Below are 15,415 nucleotides of genomic sequence, written 5' to 3'. Positions count from 1 at the left end.
TGGATATTATTCCCCTGACGATAAATAGTGGTGCTATTTCTTTTTCTTCTCTACTTTCCATTTTCCGCCGTCGGCCGTCTCGGTAAAAGAAACTCTAAACTTGTTGCTTTTCCAGTGGGTCAAACCGAATAACCGGCGTGCTTTGCGGTTGCTTTTCGCTTTAATCATGATCTCGCTCCTGTGGTTAGCAAAGGTCGATGCTGCGCCCTGCAGCCGGCAGGCTGCCGGACGCATTTATTCTGGGTGTAAGTTATCTGCCGCGCATTTAACAATGCGTGACTGCGTTATTCTTATTTTTTTACTCGAGATAAACGTACTTTATCGCTGCGAAAAATAAGGAGGTGCAAGGCGATATTTTTTTGTAACCGGGTCTATTCTAGGTCGGGGTTTTATTTATTCAAGCCGCCGGAGACATTTGAACCTTAATCCGGATAAAAGGCGTTTCTCAGGCTTTTGTCCCAAGAAAGCGTTTTTATTGCCATTTTGTCTCAGGCGAAAACGGGGGGAAGGAAGGGGCTGCGCAGAGGCTTAGAAGGTCATGCCGCCGATCACCGCCGCCAGCCGATCGAAGATTTCACCGAACAGATGCTCGCAGAACGGGGCTAACATCGGCATCATCATGCCCAGCGTCATGATGCCGAAGGTCATGGTGACCGGGAAGCCGATCACGAAGACCGACAGCTGCGGCGTCATGCGGTTGAGCAAGCCGAGCGCCATGTTCAGCGTTAACAGCAGGCAGATCAGCGGCAGCGCCAGCATCATGCCGTTGATGAAGATCAGCGAGCCGACCTGGGTCAGCACCAGGAAGCCGTTGCCGTTCAGCGGCTGCGTCTGGATAGGCAGGGTGTGGAAGCTGTCCGCCAGCAGCGAAATCAGCCACAGATGGCCGTCGAAGCTGAGGAACAGCAGCATCGCCAGCAGGTTGAGCAGGCGCGCCAGCACCGGCATGTTCGGGCCGCCGCTGGGATCGAAGAAGGTGGCGAACGACAGGCCCATCTGCATGCCGATCACTTCGCCCGCCAGGCGCACCGCCGCGAAGGCGAACTGCATGGTCAATCCCAGCGCCACGCCGATCAGAATCTGTTGAATCGCCAGCCACAGGCCGGCGGCGGAGAAGATCGGGATATTGCTGGCGGGCAGCGTCGGCGCGATCAGGATGACGATCAGCCCGCCAAGGCCGATTTTGACCTTTTTGCTGATTTGCTTTTCGCTGAATATCGGCGCGGTGCTTATCAGCGCCAGAATGCGCAGCAGCGGCCAAAAATAGTGGCTGAGCCAGACGGTGAGCTGGGCGCTGTCGAAGGTGAGCACGGTTAGCCGATCAGGGTGGGCAGGTTGCTGAACAGGGTGCGCATGTAGTCCAGCAGCAGGTTCAACATCCAGGGGCCGGCGATGATGATGGTGGCCACCACCGCCAGAATTTTGGGGATGAACGACAGCGTCATTTCGTTGATCTGGGTAGCGGCCTGCAGCAGGCTGACCACCAGGCCGCTGATTAGCGCCGCCAGCAGCAGCGGCGCGGCCAGCGCCAGCGCCACTTTCATCGCCTCGGTGCCGAGCGCCATAACCGATTCAGGTGTCATCTCGCGTTCTCCGATCGGGGGTTACGAATAGAAGCTCTGCGCCAGCGAGCCGAGCAGCAGCTGCCAGCCATCGACCAGCACGAACAGCATCAGCTTGAACGGCAGCGAGATGGTGGCCGGCGGCACCATCATCATCCCCAGCGCCATCAGCACGCTGGCGACCACCAGGTCGATAATCAGGAACGGAATGAACACCGTAAAGCCGATCTGGAAGGCGGTTTTCAGTTCGCTGGTGACGTAGGCGGGCAGCAGGATGCGCATCGGCACCGCCTCCGGGCCGGCCAGCGGCGGCTGATTGGCCAGCCTGGCGTACAGCGCGAGATCGGTTTCGCGCGTTTGGCGCAGCATGAATTCGCGCAGCGGCTGCGCGCCTTTATCCAGCGCGACCTCCAGCCCGATCTTGTCCTGGCTGAACGGCAGGTAGGCGTCCTGATAGACCTTGTCGAACACCGGCGACATGATGAAGAAGGTCAGGAACAATGCCAGCCCCAGCATCACCTGATTCGGCGGCGCCGACGGGGTGCCCAGCGCGTTGCGCAGCAGCCCGAGCACGATGATGATGCGGGTAAAGCTGGTCATCATCAGCAGCATGGCGGGCAGGAAGGTCAGCGAGGTCAACAGCACCAGCGTCTGCACCGGCAGCGACCAGCTTTGGCCGCCGTTGGCCAGCGGCTGACTGATCAGCCCCGGCAGTTGCGCCAAAGCCGCCGGGCTGATGAACAGCAGGGCGGCAGGGAGCCAAACCGCCGGACGGCGGACGAGGGTATGAAGAGTCGAAGTCATGCCGATTTTTCCGGGCGTTTCAGAACTTTTTGCATCAGTTGGCGGAAGTCCGCCGGCGTCGCCGTATCGGCCGCACCCACGTCTTTCGGCGGGGCGGGCAGGGTGTGCAGCGGGGGGATCTGCTGGGCGGTGACGCCCAATACCAGTAAGGTATCGTCGACTTCCACCACCACCACGCGCTCGCGCTGCCCGACCTGGCAACTGGCGCGCAGGTTGAGCAGCTTGTTGTTGCGCGCCTGCGGAGCGAAGCCCAGCCGGCGGAACAGCCAACCGGCCAGCAGGATCAGCAGCAGAATGCCGCCGAGCGCGCTGCTGACCTGCATCAACACCGAACCGGCCGGCAAGGCCGGCGCGGCGGGTTGTTGGGTACTTTGGACGGTAACGGGCGCCGCGACGGTCATCAGCGGCTCAGTCGACGCATGCGTTCGGACGGGGTGATGATGTCGGTGATGCGCACGCCGAACTTGTCGGCCACCACCACCACTTCACCTTGTGCGATCAGGTAACCGTTGATCAGAATGTCCAGCGGCTCGCCGGCCAGGCCGTCCAGCGCCACCACCGAGCCTTGCGACAGGCGCAGCAGCTCTTTGATGGTCATCTTGGTACGCCCCAGTTCCACGGTCAGCTTGACCGGAATATCCAGGATCAGGTCGATATCCTGCAGGCTGCCGAGCGCATCCTGAGCTTCCAGCGACTTGAACACCCCTTCGGTGCTCGCGCCGGATTTCTCTGTCGACTGCTGCTCGTTAAACGCATCAGCCCACAGATCGTCTACGGATTCCTTTCCTTCGCCAGACGGTTGCTTAGGATCACTCATTGGGCTGTTCCTCACTCAGAGCATTCAAAATAGGGTTAATCAAATGTTCAACACGCAGGGCATATTGCCCGTTCAACGTGCCGTATTGGCTGGTCAGAACCGGTACGCCGTCCACATGGGCGATCAGGCGTTCCGGCTTGTCTATCGGTAATACATCGCCCGGCTGCAGCTTCAGGACTTTCGACAGCCGCATCGGGATATCGACGAAGTTGGCGATCAGCTCCAGTTCGGAGTGTTGCACCTGCTTCACCAGGGTTTCGCGCCAGTGGCTGTCTTCCTGCCGCGAATTTTCCAGCGGCGGGTTGGTCAACAGCTCGCGCAGCGGTTCGATCATCGCGAACGGAATGCAGATGTTGAACTCGCCGGTCAGCGCGCCGATCTCCACCTGGAACGGCGTGGTGACCACGATGTCGTTCGGCGAGGTGGTGATGTTGGTGAACTTCACCTGCATTTCGGCGCGCACGTACTCTACGTCGATCTTGTAGATGGCGCTCCAGGCGTCGCCGTAGGCGTCCAGCGCCAGGCGCAGCATGCGCTTGATCACCCGCTGTTCGGTCGGGGTGAACTCGCGGCCTTCGACCTTGGTCGGGAAGCGGCCGTCGCCGCCGAACAGGTTATCGACGGCGATGAACACCAGGCTCGGCGCGAACACGAACAGGGCGGTGCCGCGCAGCGGGTTCAGATGCACCAGGTTCAGGTTGGTCGGCACCGGCAGGTTGCGGGCGAACTCGTGATACGGCTGGATTTTGATCGGGCCGACGGTAATGTCCGGGCTGCGGCGCAGCAGGTTGAACAACCCCATGCGGAACTGCCGGGCAAAACGTTCGTTGATGATTTCCAGCGCGTGCAGACGCTCGCGCACCACGCGGCGCTGGGTGTTCGGATCGTAAGGCTTGACCTCGCTCTCTTTGCCGACTATCGCTTCGGGTTCATCACCCGCGCTGTCGCCGTTGAGCAAGGCGTCGATCTCTGCCTGTGAAAGAATGCTATCGCCCATAGTGATTACCGCAGTATGAAGGCGGTGAACAGCACGTCGCTGACCACCTGCTTCGGTTGTCCCTTAACCAGCGGCGGGCTGAGCACGTCCTTAATCTGCGCCACCAACTGTTGCTTCCCTTGTTCATTGGCCAGCTGGCTCGCTTCCTGACGGGAGAGCAGCATCAGCAGACGGCTGCGCACTTCCGGCAGAAAATCGTTCAGCTGGCGGCGGGTACTTTCGTCCGGCAGACGCAGCGTGAGGCCGATGTACAGCACGCGATCCGGGTTGTTGTCCGGCGTCACCAGGTTGACGGTAAAGGTGTCGAGCGGCATGAACACCGGCGCGGCCGGCGGTTGCTGTTTGGCGGCGGCCGGTTCGGCGCCGTTTTTATGCTGTTGCAGCAGCCACCAGCTGTAGCCCGCGGCGCCACAGGCGACGACGCTGATCAAGACCAGCAGGATGACCAGAAGGGGGCGTTTCGGTGCTGCCGGAAGGGAGTTCTGAGACATAGCGAAATCTAATTCCTGTTGTTCCACCCGCGGCCGGCGAGGCGGCGGGCATAGCGCGCGGCAAGGCCGCACGCATGACATGTAAAGGTATTATCGCGTCTATTGCGGCGTGCAATAGCCTGAATAGACGCGCAAATGGGTGCCAGCTTGGGCGTTTGCGGCGGCTTAGGCGAAAATATCGACGCCGTTGACCGCGCTGGCCATACGCTGCAGCGCCGCCGGTGCGCTGACGCCCTCGGCGGCTGCGCCGTCACCGCCATGATGTTCAGCATAGCTGGAACGCCCCTGGCCGTTGGAAGCCTGCTGTTGCGCCTGCTGCTGCCATTGCGGAGTGGACTCGCCGCCCACGCTGCTCTGCCCCAGGTTGATACCGCTCTCCGCCAGCGCGTGCCGCAGCTGCGGCATCGCCGCTTCCACTGCCGCACGCACCTGACCGTGAGCGGAGGCGATGTGCAGCTGCGCCTGCTGATCGTCCAGTTTCAGCGTGATCTGCAGGGCGCCCAGTTCCTGCGGGTGCAGGCGCAGCTCGGCGCTTTGCTGGCCGTTGCGGTGGAACATCAGCACCTGCTGGTTCAACGCCTGCTGCCACTCCGGGCTGCCCAGCTGCGCGTTGAGCTGCGGCGCAGGCGGTGCGGTCACCAGTGCGCTGGCAGGAGCGGCCGTTTGCGTTGGGCTGGCGGCGGCCAGGGCGACGGCGTGGTTGAGCGTCGGTGGCTGCTGCGCATCGCTCGCCGGCAGCGGCTGTGCGGTGTTTGCCCGTTCGCCGTTGGTCGGTTGTGGGAGCGCCGCCTTGGCATTATCGCCGTCGGTAGCCGACGTTTTCGCCCCTGTTAGCGAGGGAGCGGGGGATGCCGAGGAACGCGCGGCGGTTTTATCACCGGCCGCCGCGATGTTCAGCAGGCCATTGCCGGGCTGCAGCGCAGTCGCCTCGTCAGCGCTATCCACCGGCAGCGAACGTTGGCCTTCGGCCGGTTGCGCCTGGGCGACGATCGCGGCCGGCAGCATGGCGTACAGCGCCTGCAGCGTTGCGGCATCCAGCTCTTTGGCGGCGGCGATCGGCGGCTGCGCCGGTTTGTCGCCGGCGGCGGGCGCTTCGTCCTCGACGCCCTCAGGTGAAAGCGCGTCGGCTGAGGCCGTCTGGCCCGGCAGCAGGCCGCCGCGCTCGCCGAAGGTGGCCAGCAGTTGATTGAGCTGGTTGCGGCTCAGGGCCGGGGCGCGTTCTTCGTCCGCGCTCAGCGCGACCGGCGGCTGTTTGCCGTCGGCGGCGGGCGCGAAACGGGCGCCTAGCAGCTGGGCGAAAGCGGACGACAGCTGGCTCTCATCCAGCGCCGACGTCAGTTCGGCCAGGCCGCCGGCGTCGCCGGGTAAGGCCAGGCCGGGCAGGGCGTTCAGATTCATGGGTTGATATTCCTTTGTGCACTGCGTTGAGCGAACTCATCCATCAGTTTTTGATCCCGTTTGTTCTCCTGCTGCTGCTCCGCCGTCAGAGCGCGGGTATGCAGGGTCTCGAAAGCGTTCAGCCGCTGTTGTTTGTCTTGCCATTGCTTCACCGCATGATCCACTTTCTGCCCCCACTGCAGCAGCTGCTGGCGGTGTTGGTCGATGGCCTGTTCCAGCGTGCCGATAAACTGCTGGTAGTTTTGCCAGCGTGAGCTGTCCATGCCGTCGCAGAGCGTATGATTCAGCTTCTGGCGGTATTCGTCCTGATAGTTGAGCAGCATCGACAGCTGCTGCTCTGCCGCCTGCTGCGCCTGCCGTACCTGGCCCAGCTGTTGCGCGGCCTGTTCCACCGCATCCTGCGCCAGATCTCGCAGGGTAATCAGGGGGGATTGTGATTTCATCGCTGTGCGCCTCTGGTGACGTTAAACAATCAACTGCTGCAGCTGTTGACAGGCTTCATCATAGCCGCTGCGTTCAAAGATGCCCTGTTGCAGGTAAGCTTCCATCTGCGGATACAGCGTCATCGCTTTGTCCAGCAACGGATCGCTGCCCGCCGCGTAGGCGCCGACGCTGATCAGATCGCGGTTGCGCTGATAGCTGGCCAGCATCTGTTTGAAGGTGCGCACCCGGCGGTAATGCTCTTCGTCGATCAGCGACGTCATGGCGCGGCTGATTGACGCTTCGATGTCGATCGCCGGGTAGTGGCCGGCTTCCGCCAGGCGCCGGGACAGCACCACGTGGCCATCGAGAATTGCGCGCGCCGAGTCGGCGATCGGGTCTTGCTGATCGTCCCCTTCGGTCAACACGGTGTAGAAGGCGGTGATGGAACCGCCGCCGCTGATGCCGTTGCCCGCGCGTTCCACCAGCGCAGGCAGCTTGGCGAAGACCGAAGGCGGATAGCCTTTGGTCGCCGGCGGCTCGCCGATGGCCAGGGCGATCTCACGCTGCGCCATGGCGTAGCGGGTGAGGGAATCCATGATCAACAACACATGCTGCCCGCGATCGCGGAAATCTTCGGCGATGCGGGTGGCGTAGGCCGCCCCCTGCATGCGCAGCAGCGGCGACACGTCCGCCGGCGCGGCGATCACCACCGAGCGCGCCCGGCCTTCGGCGCCGAGAATGTTCTCGATAAAGTCTTTGACCTCGCGGCCACGCTCGCCGATCAGGCCAACGACGATCACATCCGCCTGGGTATAACGGGCCATCATGCCGAGCAGCACGCTCTTGCCGACGCCGGAGCCGGCGAACAGGCCCATACGCTGGCCGCGGCCGACGGTCAGCAGGCCGTTGATGGTGCGCACCCCCACGTCCAGAACCTGCTCGATCGGCGTGCGCTGCAAGGGGTTGAACGGCGCGGTGATCAGCGGCGCGCGGTAACCGGTTTCCGGTGAAGGCAGGCCGTCGAGCGGTTTGGCGCTGCCGTCCAGTACCCGTCCCAACAGGGCCGGGCCGAGCGGCAGCTGTTTGCCGGCGCTTTGGCCTTCCGGCGCGATGCGGGCGTAAACCCGCGCGCCCGGCACGATGCCTTCTACTTCTTCCAACGGCATCAGGAACAGCCGCTGGCCGTTGAAGCCGACCACTTCGCTTTCCACTTCCTGCACCTCACCGGCGTCGTGCCGTTCGATGAGGCAGGTCGCGCCGAGCGGCAGCTGCAGGCCGGTAGCCTCCAGTACCAGCCCGGTCGCACGGGTCAGGCGACCATAGCGGCGCACCGTCGGCGCGCGCGCGATGCGTTTTTCCAGCGTATCCAGAGAGCTCAGCCAGCGGCCGAGACGCGCGGTCATCAGACTTCTCCCGGTGCCGCCAGGCGGCACAGTTCATGCCAGCGCGTTGCCAGGCTGGCGTCGAGATCGCCTTCCTCGGCGCTGACCTTGCAGCCGCCCGGGTGCAGCTCGCCGTCCGCCAGCAGGCGCCAGCCGTGCAGGCTGAGGGTGACCCCCAGCTGCTGCTCGACGCGCGGGTAGTCGTCCGGGTGCACCCGCAGCTGCGGCTTGCCGTTGAACATCGGTTCCTGCTGGATCAGCTGTTGGATCTGCGCCAGCAGGGCGGTGCCGTCGCATACCGGAGGCTGGCCCAGCACCTGTTTGGCGGCGGTCAGCGCCAGCTGCATCAGCCGCGAAGCGATCACGCTGTCGAGCGCGTCCAGCGTGTGCTGAAATTCGGTGACCAGCTGCTGCCAGTGGGCAGTCAGCGGCTGCTGCTGCTGCTGCGCTTCCAGCAGCCCTTGCTGGCGGCCTTCCTCCAGTCCGGACTGAAAACCGGCCTCATAGCCTTTTTGCTGGCCGTCGGCATAGCCCAACTGCTGGCCCTGTTGCTCCGCCTGCAGGCGCAGCGTCGCCAACTGCTGCTGCAATTCGGCCTGTGCGTCCGGCGACGGATCGTCAAGTTCGAGATCCGGCAACTGCGGCAGTTCGACATCCGGTTTCTGTTCGCCCAAATCGTTGAGCGACCAGGGCTGCCAGGGCAGGGTGTTAATGCGATCAGACATAGGTGTCCTCGCCGCCGCCGATGATCATTTCGCCGCTTTCCGCCAGGCGTCTTACCACCAGCAGAATGGCTTTCTGCTCGTTCTCCACCTGCGACATGCGCACCGGCCCACGGTTGGCCAGATCGTCGCGCAGGATGTCGGCGGCGCGTTGCGACATGTTCTTGAGGAACTTCTCGCGCAGCGGCTGCTCGGCGCCTTTCAACGCAATCAGCAGCGACTCGCCTTCCACTTCCTGCAGCAGGCGTTGGATACTGCGATCGTCGACCTCCACCAGGTTTTCGAACAGGAACATCTCGTCGATGATCTTCTGCGCCAGCTCGCCGTCGTATTCGCGCATCGCGTCGATGACCGCTTCTTCCTGCTGGGTTTTCATCAGGTTGATGATCTCGGCGGCGGTGCGCACCCCGCCCATTTTGCTGCGCTTGAGGTTCTGGCCGTCGAGCAGATTGTTCAGCACTTCGGTCAGCTCCGCCAACGCCGCCGGCTGTACGCCGCCGAAGGTGGCGATACGCAGCATCACGTCGTTGCGCAGGCGTTCGTCGAACAGGGCCAGGATATCTGCCGCCTGGCCGCGTTTGAGGTGCACCAGAATGGTGGCGATGATCTGCGGATGTTCGTCGCGGATCAGATCGGCAGCGCTCTGCGGCTCCATAAAGTTGAGCGTTTCCATGCCGGTGGTGGTCTCGCGCGATTCGAGAATGTCTTCCAGCAGGCTGGCGGCGCGCTCTTCGCCCAGCGCTTTGACCAGCACCGAACGCAGGTAGTCGCTGGCGTTGACGCTCAGCGCCGCGTATTGCTCGGCGTCGTCTTCAAACTCGGTCAGTATTTCGCCGAGCTGTTTGTGCGAAACCTGGCTCATGCCGGCCATGGTGCCGCTCAGCAGCTGTACTTCGCGCGAGGAGAGGTGTTTGAACACCTCCGCCGCGCGATCTTCACCCAGCGTCATCAGCAGGATGGCGCTTTTGTCGGTTCCGGTCAGGCTCATATCTCGTTACTCATCCATTGGCGGATTACCAGAGCGACCACGCGTGGGTCTTTGTCAGCCAGATCGCGGATCCGCTGGCTCTGGACTTCTGCGCTGACGCGCTGCTGCGATTTACGACGCTGCGCCAGCTCCTCGTTGCTCGGTTTGCTGCTGTCGACCGGTTTGGCGGCAGGGGCGTTGGCGGCGGCGACGGCGGCCTGTTGCGCCGCCTGGCGCTGTTGCAGCTGCGGCCGCACCAGTTTGCGCCACAGCAGCCAGGCCACCAGCAGCACCAGCAGATAGCGGCCCGCGTCTATCAGACGATCGATAAACGACTGGCTTTGCCAGAACGGCAGTTCGCCACCGGTCACCTGACTGTCGGTAAACGGCGTGTTGACCACGTTCAGGGTATCGCCACGGCTGCTGGAGTAACCCATCGCTTCACGCACCAGCGCTTCGATCTGCGCCAGCTGCTCTTTGCTCATCGGCTGCGGTTTGCCGTCTTTATCTACGCCGAGGTAGTTGACCACTACGGCGACCGACAAACGCTGCACGGTGCCGGCTTTTTGCTGGGTATGGCGAATGGTGCGGTCGAGCTCGTAGTTGGTGGTCGCGTCGCGACGGGTATTTTGCGGTACGCCGCTGGCCGCCGCGCTGCGGGTGGTCGCGGCGTTTTGCGCGGTGGCGTTGGCGTTGGCATTGTTGCCTGCGGCGTTGGCCGGCTTGGCGGTCTCAATCGGCGCCGTGGCCGGCGCGCTTGGCTGATTGAACAGTGCGCCCGGCACGCCGCCTACCTGTGGCCCGCCGATCTGCTCGCTCAGGCTGGTTTGCTGAGAGCGGATAGCGGCTTTGTCAGGCTGTTGGTTAGGTTGGTACTGTTCATCGGTTTGTTCGCGAGTGGCGAAGTCGATTTGCGCCGTGACCTGCGCGCGCACGTTGGCGCTGCCGACCACCGGGGCGAGGATCGCTTCGATGCGGCGCTGGAAGCCGTTTTCCACTTCGTTGGCGTATTTCAGCTGCGAGGCGTTGAGATCGCGCCCGGTGCCGTCGGACTGCGTCAGCAGACGGCCAGCCTGATCGACCACGGTCACATTGCCCGGCGGCAGGCCGGCGACGCTGCTCGACACCATATAAACGATGGCGTTGATCTGGCCATCGTCCAGCGCACGTCCGGGTTGCAGGGTCAGCGTTACCGACGCGGAAGGGGATTTTTGTTCGCGCACGAACAGCGAAGGTTTAGGCAGCGCCAGGTGAACGCGGGCGTTTTGTACCGGCCCCAGCGATTCGATAGTGCGCGACAGCTCGCCCTCAAGGGCACGCTGATAGTTGATCTGCTCGCTGAACTGGCTGATGCCGAACTTTTCCTGATCCAGCAGTTCGAAACCGACGGCGCCGCCTTTCGGCAGCCCTTGCTGCGCCAGGCGCAGGCGGGTTTCATGCACCTTTTCCGCCGGGATCAGCAGCGCTGCGCCATTCTCGGCAAAGCGGTAAGGGATATTCATCTGCGTCAGTTGGGTGACGATGGCGCCACCGTCGCGGTCGTTCAGATTGCTGTACAGCACGCGGTAGTCGGGACTTTTCACCCACAACAGCAGCGCGACGACGATCGCGATCGCGGCGGAAGCGGCGACCAGCAACGGAATTTTCGGGTTGGCGCGCAGACGATTCCAGATGGCCTGCAGGCCGTTGTCGCGGCTTTCGCCGGCGGTTATCGAAGCACTCATTTTAGGTCTCGTCCTTCAATGGCGCTCACGATCCCGTACGGGCCGCTGAGCAGCTCCCTGCCAGGCTGATGAACGGTATGGTTAGCGTTGTGTGACAAAACAGACTCCCTGATACACATATCTTCTAAATAGCGGCGCTCCCATTTCTGGGCAGGCCATTATTCGCCTTATCAGACGATTCTGATTGCCCGATAAGCCGGGTTTTTTGCAGTTAATTAGCCGCTTTAGCTCTGAAAACGCTGTGCTAGGGTGTGCATCATTGGAGAAGTGCAGGGTGAAACGTCACCCGGCGAGACGATATGATTGAGGACCAGATGGCGATTCAGGGCATTGAAGGGGTACTGCAGCAGATGCAGACCATGGCGGTTCAGGCCGGCAAAATGGGGCAGAATGCGGTGCCACAGGGCGTCAGCTTCGCCAGCGAACTGACCGCGGCGCTCGGCAAGATCAGCGAGACCCAGCATACGGCGCGCAAGCAGGCGCAGGATTTTGAACTGGGCGTGCCGGGCATCAGCCTGAACGATGTGATGGTCGATCTGCAGAAATCGTCGGTCTCTTTGCAACTGGGCGTGCAGGTGCGCAACAAGCTGGTGGCGGCCTACCAAGATATTATGAATATGCCGGTGTGATGAAAACTTTATGCATAAGATAAAGTGTTCGACAGCATATCCTATGCATATATTTCACTTTGCTGGTTTTATTTATTATTCACTTGTTTTTAGAACGAAATCCCTATGGCTGGCGTGTAATTCTTCGTGTTTTTATGGGGAGAGGGGTAAACATGGCACTCTGACGATTGATGTGGTCTGCGCTTGCATAATTGTAACGGGTATTGTTAATTAGAGGCTATTTTTCCAACATAGGCATTTGTTGCTTTCTTTCTTTTCTAACTGCATTGAAAAATAAACTTAATCACTCAGTAATCAACTGAATAAAGAGTAAGGGATTTTAGTCAATATTACTCACAATTTTTAGCATTAATTCGATACAAACTCGCCCCGTTTACTCTATTTTAAATAGGAAGATATGCTATTTTGTATCTTAGCGTGTTTAACTTGGAGTAACTCATGGATCGCAGAAGCGTAGTCAAAGGTCTGGTGTCCTTTTTTTTCGGTGGCGCGCTCACCTCGCCGGCTTGGGCAAAAGACAACGGGCCTCTCTTGCCTAACATAGCTTCACTGAGTGCGATCCCTCCTCGATTGCTCACGCTCGTAAGCTCATTCAAAGGCAGTGCGAATGGCCAAATGTATATAGGCAGAGCTGATACCGATCCTCTTGTGTCGGCAAACCAGATTCCTGTGTATCTGGAACGGGAAGATGGCTCCCGTATGCTTGTTTCACAGCCTATATTGCTCGATGAAAGTAGTGCTCCTCGCATTAACAATGAAGGGGGGAGGCTTGTTACGCTGGAAAGCTATGCCTTGGCTGTGCATGATCGTGAGGGGGGGCAGCAGTTTTATATTCCCGATGTTCGTCAATATGAGCCTTATATTGCTAACTTATATATTGACGGGAAGTTGTCAGAGCTATCTTCCTCTACTGGGGCCGATTTTATTGGGTATAAAAATGTCACCGTAGGTGAAGAGTTGGACTCATTAGGCTTTATAAAAAGCACTGCCGATATTTACTATGCTACATTTTTTGAGACAAACACGAATGCGGTTAATTTAGTTACGTCTCACGATGGTCTTAACTGGAGTGACCCCACTCAATTGAGTGATGGTAAAAAATCAATTGCAGGGCGTGATCCATCGATTTGTTTTTTCAAAAATAATTGGTTTGTCGCTATAACGGAAAATTCGGTTGAAAACTATGACATGCTCGTATACACCAGTAAAGACTTAATAAATTGGAAGCGTGTCAATGTCAAACTTAATGGAAATGAAGCTATTTGTAGCCGGAAAAAAGCCTGGGACAAAGGAACAAGAGGCGCAGATAAATTATGGGCTCCAGAACTCATTGTTGAGAGTGATGAGCTTTATGTGATTATTAGTATTTACTTAGGCTATGATCAATCGTCTTCGCCAATGGCTAAATCGAATTACTTTGGTACATATATTGCCAAATGCACGGATATAAATGAGATGCGGTTCTCTGAGCCGTCACGCATCGATTATCACGAATCTGATGGAAGCATTAATAAATATAGTCGTATCGATGCCGATATTGTCAAAGATATTGAAAATAAAAAATATTTACTTGCGGCAAAAAGAGAAAACCATGGTGTGATTGATGTTTTTCACAGCACATCATTTTTAGGGCCATATAAATATGTCAGCACGGTAAGTATGTCAGCCGGTGGTGCGGAAATCGAATATCTTATGCGCTCTGGCATAGAGGCTCCTTGTTTGTTTCAGCTAAAAACGGGCGAGTGGGCAATGATATTTGATCCGAATGATACTTTCGATGGGATAACTTATATAACGTCGCGGGATGGGTTCTTTTCCTTCAGTAAGCCACAAAAATTGCGTTTGCCAAAATTTAGACATGGCACTATAAAGTCAGGGAGGTATGAAGGCTTGACGGCGAAAGGTGTTCAGGACCTTTATAGATGCAAAACGGCAACTTCAGCGGCAATAAGCTCCCAAGTTATTCCGAACAATTTCATTCGAATTAAAGAAAACTGCTCTATTATCCCTCAGTCAGATACTGTCTACTGGGCTAATGCATCATACAAGGTGACGTTGATTGCACCAAATCGTGGTGATTGCCCACGTAGCTTTTACTTTTGTGTGCGCAGTTCGGACCGTTCTGTGGTGCTAAGCCTCAACGGTGCTATCGTTGGTGGATCGTATGACCTCGGTTGGGGGATCTCAAATGAGCGAATTATTGAGTTTTTTTATGACGCTCTAGATAATAAGTACCGCTGCGAGATGCTCGAGGTTAAGTCTTATAATGGGGTCCATTTATCTGCGTCTGCAGGAGGGAATGCTATTAACGCAAAGAGTACCGGCTGGATTCCCCAACATGGAATGACTTACACTGTTTCTACGTCTGACGGAACATGTGTTATACATGCGTTGCCCAATATGCCGGTAGGAACATATTTTAATGTTGTGATTCAAAGTGCAGAAGATACATTTATAGGTTTGATTATCAAAGCAGGGAATGGGAAAAACAATCTGGGTTTAACAGCTGATTTCGCTTATCGTGGTGGACCTGAGCAATACGATGGTAGAATCATTCGTATAGAAAAAGGCTCTGAGCTTTGGTTTGTTACAAAGTAATAGTTCGTGTCGACTCGTAATGCGTAGTGGTTGTTAATGTCAATTAATATGCATTGCCACATGATGAATATATTAGTCTAAAATTAACTTATCTGTATGTAAGCTGAAGTGTGGAGACAGCGATCTCCGTGAAACCGATCATAATTATGCTAAATTATTAGCCAGTATAGTTAAAAGTACCACACTTACTGGCATATCATTAATCATTAAACCAAAGCGGCAATAATTTGCAAAAGTGAGTGTCAGCTCAGATAGCTGACTGAGGAACAAGACTTTCCTCACTTCATTAATCTGTATACCAATTCCGCAATCCGTTCGTGAGCGTTCGCCAGCCCCTGAGCGAGGCCGTGCGGTTTCATATCCAGCCCTTCCGCATAGATAAATTGCACGTCGCCGATCCCCATCAGCCCCAGCACCGACCGCAGGTAGGGCGTCACGGCGTCGGTCGGCTGGCCGGCGTGTACGCCGCCGCGTGAACTGAATACCAGCGCATTGACGCCCTCGACCAACCCGACCGGGTAGGTGGCGGTATAGTTGAACGTTACCCGGGCGCGGGCCACCAGATCGAACCAGTTTTTCAGCTGGGTCGGTACGTTGAGGTTGTACATTGGCGCTCCGATCAGCAGCAGATCGCTCCCTTTCAGTTCGGCAATCAGCCGATCGGACAGCGCCACCGCCGCTTGCGCGCGTGGACTGGTGTTTTCCGCGCCGCGCAGCGCACTGAACAGCTCGCCGTCCAATACCGGCAGATCCAACGCCGTCAGATCGTGCTCGACGATCTTATCTTCGTGCCCTTTGGCCCGACGTTCCGCCAGATAGCGGTCAATCAGGTTATTGGTCTGCGAGTCGTTTCCCATAATGCTGGATTTGAGCACCAGTATTTTTTTCATGTGGTTGTCCT

The 15,415-nt window shown here is 58.3% G+C and carries 17 protein-coding genes; 2 read left to right on the top strand and 15 right to left on the bottom strand.

The features are described 5' to 3' along the window. Positions 1–33: 33 nt before the first annotated feature. The 14 genes from sra to fliF form a co-directional block, all read right to left on the bottom strand. Positions 34–168 (bottom strand): stationary-phase-induced ribosome-associated protein, encoded by a 135-nt coding sequence (sra, locus tag AC4PR2_RS01000; RefSeq protein WP_087763075.1) that lies wholly within the window; start codon positions 166–168, stop codon positions 34–36. A gap of 360 nt (positions 169–528) precedes the next feature. After that, on the bottom strand, positions 529–1,311 hold the full coding sequence (gene fliR, locus AC4PR2_RS00995; protein ID WP_033632754.1) for a flagellar biosynthetic protein FliR: 783 nt from the start codon (positions 1,309–1,311) through the stop codon (positions 529–531). Between the two features lie 2 nt (positions 1,312–1,313). Beyond that, complete coding sequence (gene fliQ / locus AC4PR2_RS00990) at positions 1,314–1,583, bottom strand: flagellar biosynthesis protein FliQ (RefSeq protein WP_004934803.1); 270 nt, start codon at positions 1,581–1,583, stop codon at positions 1,314–1,316. Positions 1,584–1,604: 21 nt separating this feature from the next. Next, positions 1,605–2,366 carry a flagellar type III secretion system pore protein FliP gene (gene fliP, locus AC4PR2_RS00985; RefSeq protein ID WP_025303257.1) on the bottom strand — a complete coding sequence of 254 codons (762 nt, stop codon included), beginning with the start codon at positions 2,364–2,366 and terminating at the stop codon, positions 1,605–1,607. Next, a complete protein-coding gene (gene fliO, locus AC4PR2_RS00980) occupies positions 2,363–2,767 on the bottom strand; it encodes a flagellar biosynthetic protein FliO (RefSeq protein ID WP_492174822.1) in 405 nt (134 codons plus the stop codon). The genes fliP and fliO overlap by 4 nt, the downstream gene beginning before the upstream one ends. Then, the gene (fliN, locus tag AC4PR2_RS00975) at positions 2,767–3,183 is read right to left on the bottom strand and encodes a flagellar motor switch protein FliN (protein WP_038876868.1); all 417 of its coding nucleotides are present in this window, start codon (positions 3,181–3,183) and stop codon (positions 2,767–2,769) included. The genes fliO and fliN overlap by 1 nt, the downstream gene beginning before the upstream one ends. Beyond that, positions 3,176–4,180, bottom strand: coding sequence for a flagellar motor switch protein FliM (gene fliM / locus AC4PR2_RS00970; protein ID WP_025303254.1), 1,005 nt, complete (start codon positions 4,178–4,180; stop codon positions 3,176–3,178). Before fliM ends, fliN begins: the two co-directional genes overlap by 8 nt. A gap of 5 nt (positions 4,181–4,185) precedes the next feature. Further along, positions 4,186–4,671, bottom strand: a complete 486-nt coding sequence (gene fliL, locus AC4PR2_RS00965; protein ID WP_004934797.1) for a flagellar basal body-associated protein FliL — start codon at positions 4,669–4,671, stop codon at positions 4,186–4,188. 165 nt (positions 4,672–4,836) lie between these two features. Then, complete coding sequence (locus AC4PR2_RS00960) at positions 4,837–6,069, bottom strand: flagellar hook-length control protein FliK (RefSeq protein ID WP_443014397.1); 1,233 nt, start codon at positions 6,067–6,069, stop codon at positions 4,837–4,839. After that, positions 6,066–6,512, bottom strand: coding sequence for a flagellar export protein FliJ (gene fliJ, locus AC4PR2_RS00955; protein WP_033647768.1), 447 nt, complete (start codon positions 6,510–6,512; stop codon positions 6,066–6,068). The genes AC4PR2_RS00960 and fliJ overlap by 4 nt, the downstream gene beginning before the upstream one ends. A gap of 21 nt (positions 6,513–6,533) precedes the next feature. Further along, positions 6,534–7,895, bottom strand: a complete 1,362-nt coding sequence (gene fliI, locus AC4PR2_RS00950; RefSeq protein ID WP_004934781.1) for a flagellar protein export ATPase FliI — start codon at positions 7,893–7,895, stop codon at positions 6,534–6,536. Further along, on the bottom strand, positions 7,895–8,599 hold the full coding sequence (gene fliH / locus AC4PR2_RS00945) for a flagellar assembly protein FliH (protein WP_443014395.1): 705 nt from the start codon (positions 8,597–8,599) through the stop codon (positions 7,895–7,897). The genes fliI and fliH overlap by 1 nt, the downstream gene beginning before the upstream one ends. After that, positions 8,592–9,584 (bottom strand): flagellar motor switch protein FliG, encoded by a 993-nt coding sequence (gene fliG, locus AC4PR2_RS00940; protein WP_033634975.1) that lies wholly within the window; start codon positions 9,582–9,584, stop codon positions 8,592–8,594. Before fliG ends, fliH begins: the two co-directional genes overlap by 8 nt. Next, the gene (gene fliF / locus AC4PR2_RS00935) at positions 9,581–11,287 is read right to left on the bottom strand and encodes a flagellar basal-body MS-ring/collar protein FliF (RefSeq protein ID WP_492174821.1); all 1,707 of its coding nucleotides are present in this window, start codon (positions 11,285–11,287) and stop codon (positions 9,581–9,583) included. Before fliF ends, fliG begins: the two co-directional genes overlap by 4 nt. Positions 11,288–11,601: 314 nt before the next feature. On the opposite strand from fliF, the gene fliE reads away from it, so the two are divergent. Then, positions 11,602–11,916 (top strand): flagellar hook-basal body complex protein FliE, encoded by a 315-nt coding sequence (gene fliE, locus AC4PR2_RS00930; RefSeq protein WP_492174855.1) that lies wholly within the window; start codon positions 11,602–11,604, stop codon positions 11,914–11,916. A 438-nt stretch (positions 11,917–12,354) separates the two neighbouring features. Next, on the top strand, positions 12,355–14,514 hold the full coding sequence (locus AC4PR2_RS00925; protein WP_336947898.1) for a phage tailspike protein: 2,160 nt from the start codon (positions 12,355–12,357) through the stop codon (positions 14,512–14,514). Between the two features lie 278 nt (positions 14,515–14,792). Here AC4PR2_RS00925 and AC4PR2_RS00920 read toward each other — a convergent pair whose 3' ends face one another. Further along, the gene (locus AC4PR2_RS00920) at positions 14,793–15,404 is read right to left on the bottom strand and encodes an FMN-dependent NADH-azoreductase (protein ID WP_197802806.1); all 612 of its coding nucleotides are present in this window, start codon (positions 15,402–15,404) and stop codon (positions 14,793–14,795) included. Between the last annotated feature and the right edge of the window lie 11 nt (positions 15,405–15,415).

The organism is Serratia sp. A07 (genome assembly GCF_058725505.1).
Note: the sequence above shows the minus strand (reverse complement) of the source record. Positions and strands in the feature narration are given on the sequence as shown.

Excerpts from the sequence above, each read along its gene's own strand:
- fliF (WP_492174821.1), bottom strand. The coding sequence starts at position 11,287 with ATGAGTGCTTCGATAACCGCCGGCGAAAGCCGCGACAACGGCCTGCAG.
- fliL (WP_004934797.1), bottom strand. The coding sequence starts at position 4,671 with ATGTCTCAGAACTCCCTTCCGGCAGCACCGAAACGCCCCCTTCTGGTC.
- AC4PR2_RS00925 (WP_336947898.1), top strand. The coding sequence starts at position 12,355 with ATGGATCGCAGAAGCGTAGTCAAAGGTCTGGTGTCCTTTTTTTTCGGT.
- fliP (WP_025303257.1), bottom strand. The coding sequence starts at position 2,366 with ATGACTTCGACTCTTCATACCCTCGTCCGCCGTCCGGCGGTTTGGCTC.
- fliO (WP_492174822.1), bottom strand. The coding sequence starts at position 2,767 with ATGACCGTCGCGGCGCCCGTTACCGTCCAAAGTACCCAACAACCCGCC.
- AC4PR2_RS00920 (WP_197802806.1), bottom strand. The coding sequence starts at position 15,404 with ATGAAAAAAATACTGGTGCTCAAATCCAGCATTATGGGAAACGACTCG.
- fliM (WP_025303254.1), bottom strand. The coding sequence starts at position 4,180 with ATGGGCGATAGCATTCTTTCACAGGCAGAGATCGACGCCTTGCTCAAC.
- fliQ (WP_004934803.1), bottom strand. The coding sequence starts at position 1,583 with ATGACACCTGAATCGGTTATGGCGCTCGGCACCGAGGCGATGAAAGTG.
- fliH (WP_443014395.1), bottom strand. The coding sequence starts at position 8,599 with ATGTCTGATCGCATTAACACCCTGCCCTGGCAGCCCTGGTCGCTCAAC.
- fliG (WP_033634975.1), bottom strand. The coding sequence starts at position 9,584 with ATGAGCCTGACCGGAACCGACAAAAGCGCCATCCTGCTGATGACGCTG.
- fliE (WP_492174855.1), top strand. The coding sequence starts at position 11,602 with ATGGCGATTCAGGGCATTGAAGGGGTACTGCAGCAGATGCAGACCATG.
- AC4PR2_RS00960 (WP_443014397.1), bottom strand. The coding sequence starts at position 6,069 with ATGAATCTGAACGCCCTGCCCGGCCTGGCCTTACCCGGCGACGCCGGC.
- sra (WP_087763075.1), bottom strand. The coding sequence starts at position 168 with ATGATTAAAGCGAAAAGCAACCGCAAAGCACGCCGGTTATTCGGTTTG.
- fliJ (WP_033647768.1), bottom strand. The coding sequence starts at position 6,512 with ATGAAATCACAATCCCCCCTGATTACCCTGCGAGATCTGGCGCAGGAT.
- fliI (WP_004934781.1), bottom strand. The coding sequence starts at position 7,895 with ATGACCGCGCGTCTCGGCCGCTGGCTGAGCTCTCTGGATACGCTGGAA.
- fliN (WP_038876868.1), bottom strand. The coding sequence starts at position 3,183 with ATGAGTGATCCTAAGCAACCGTCTGGCGAAGGAAAGGAATCCGTAGAC.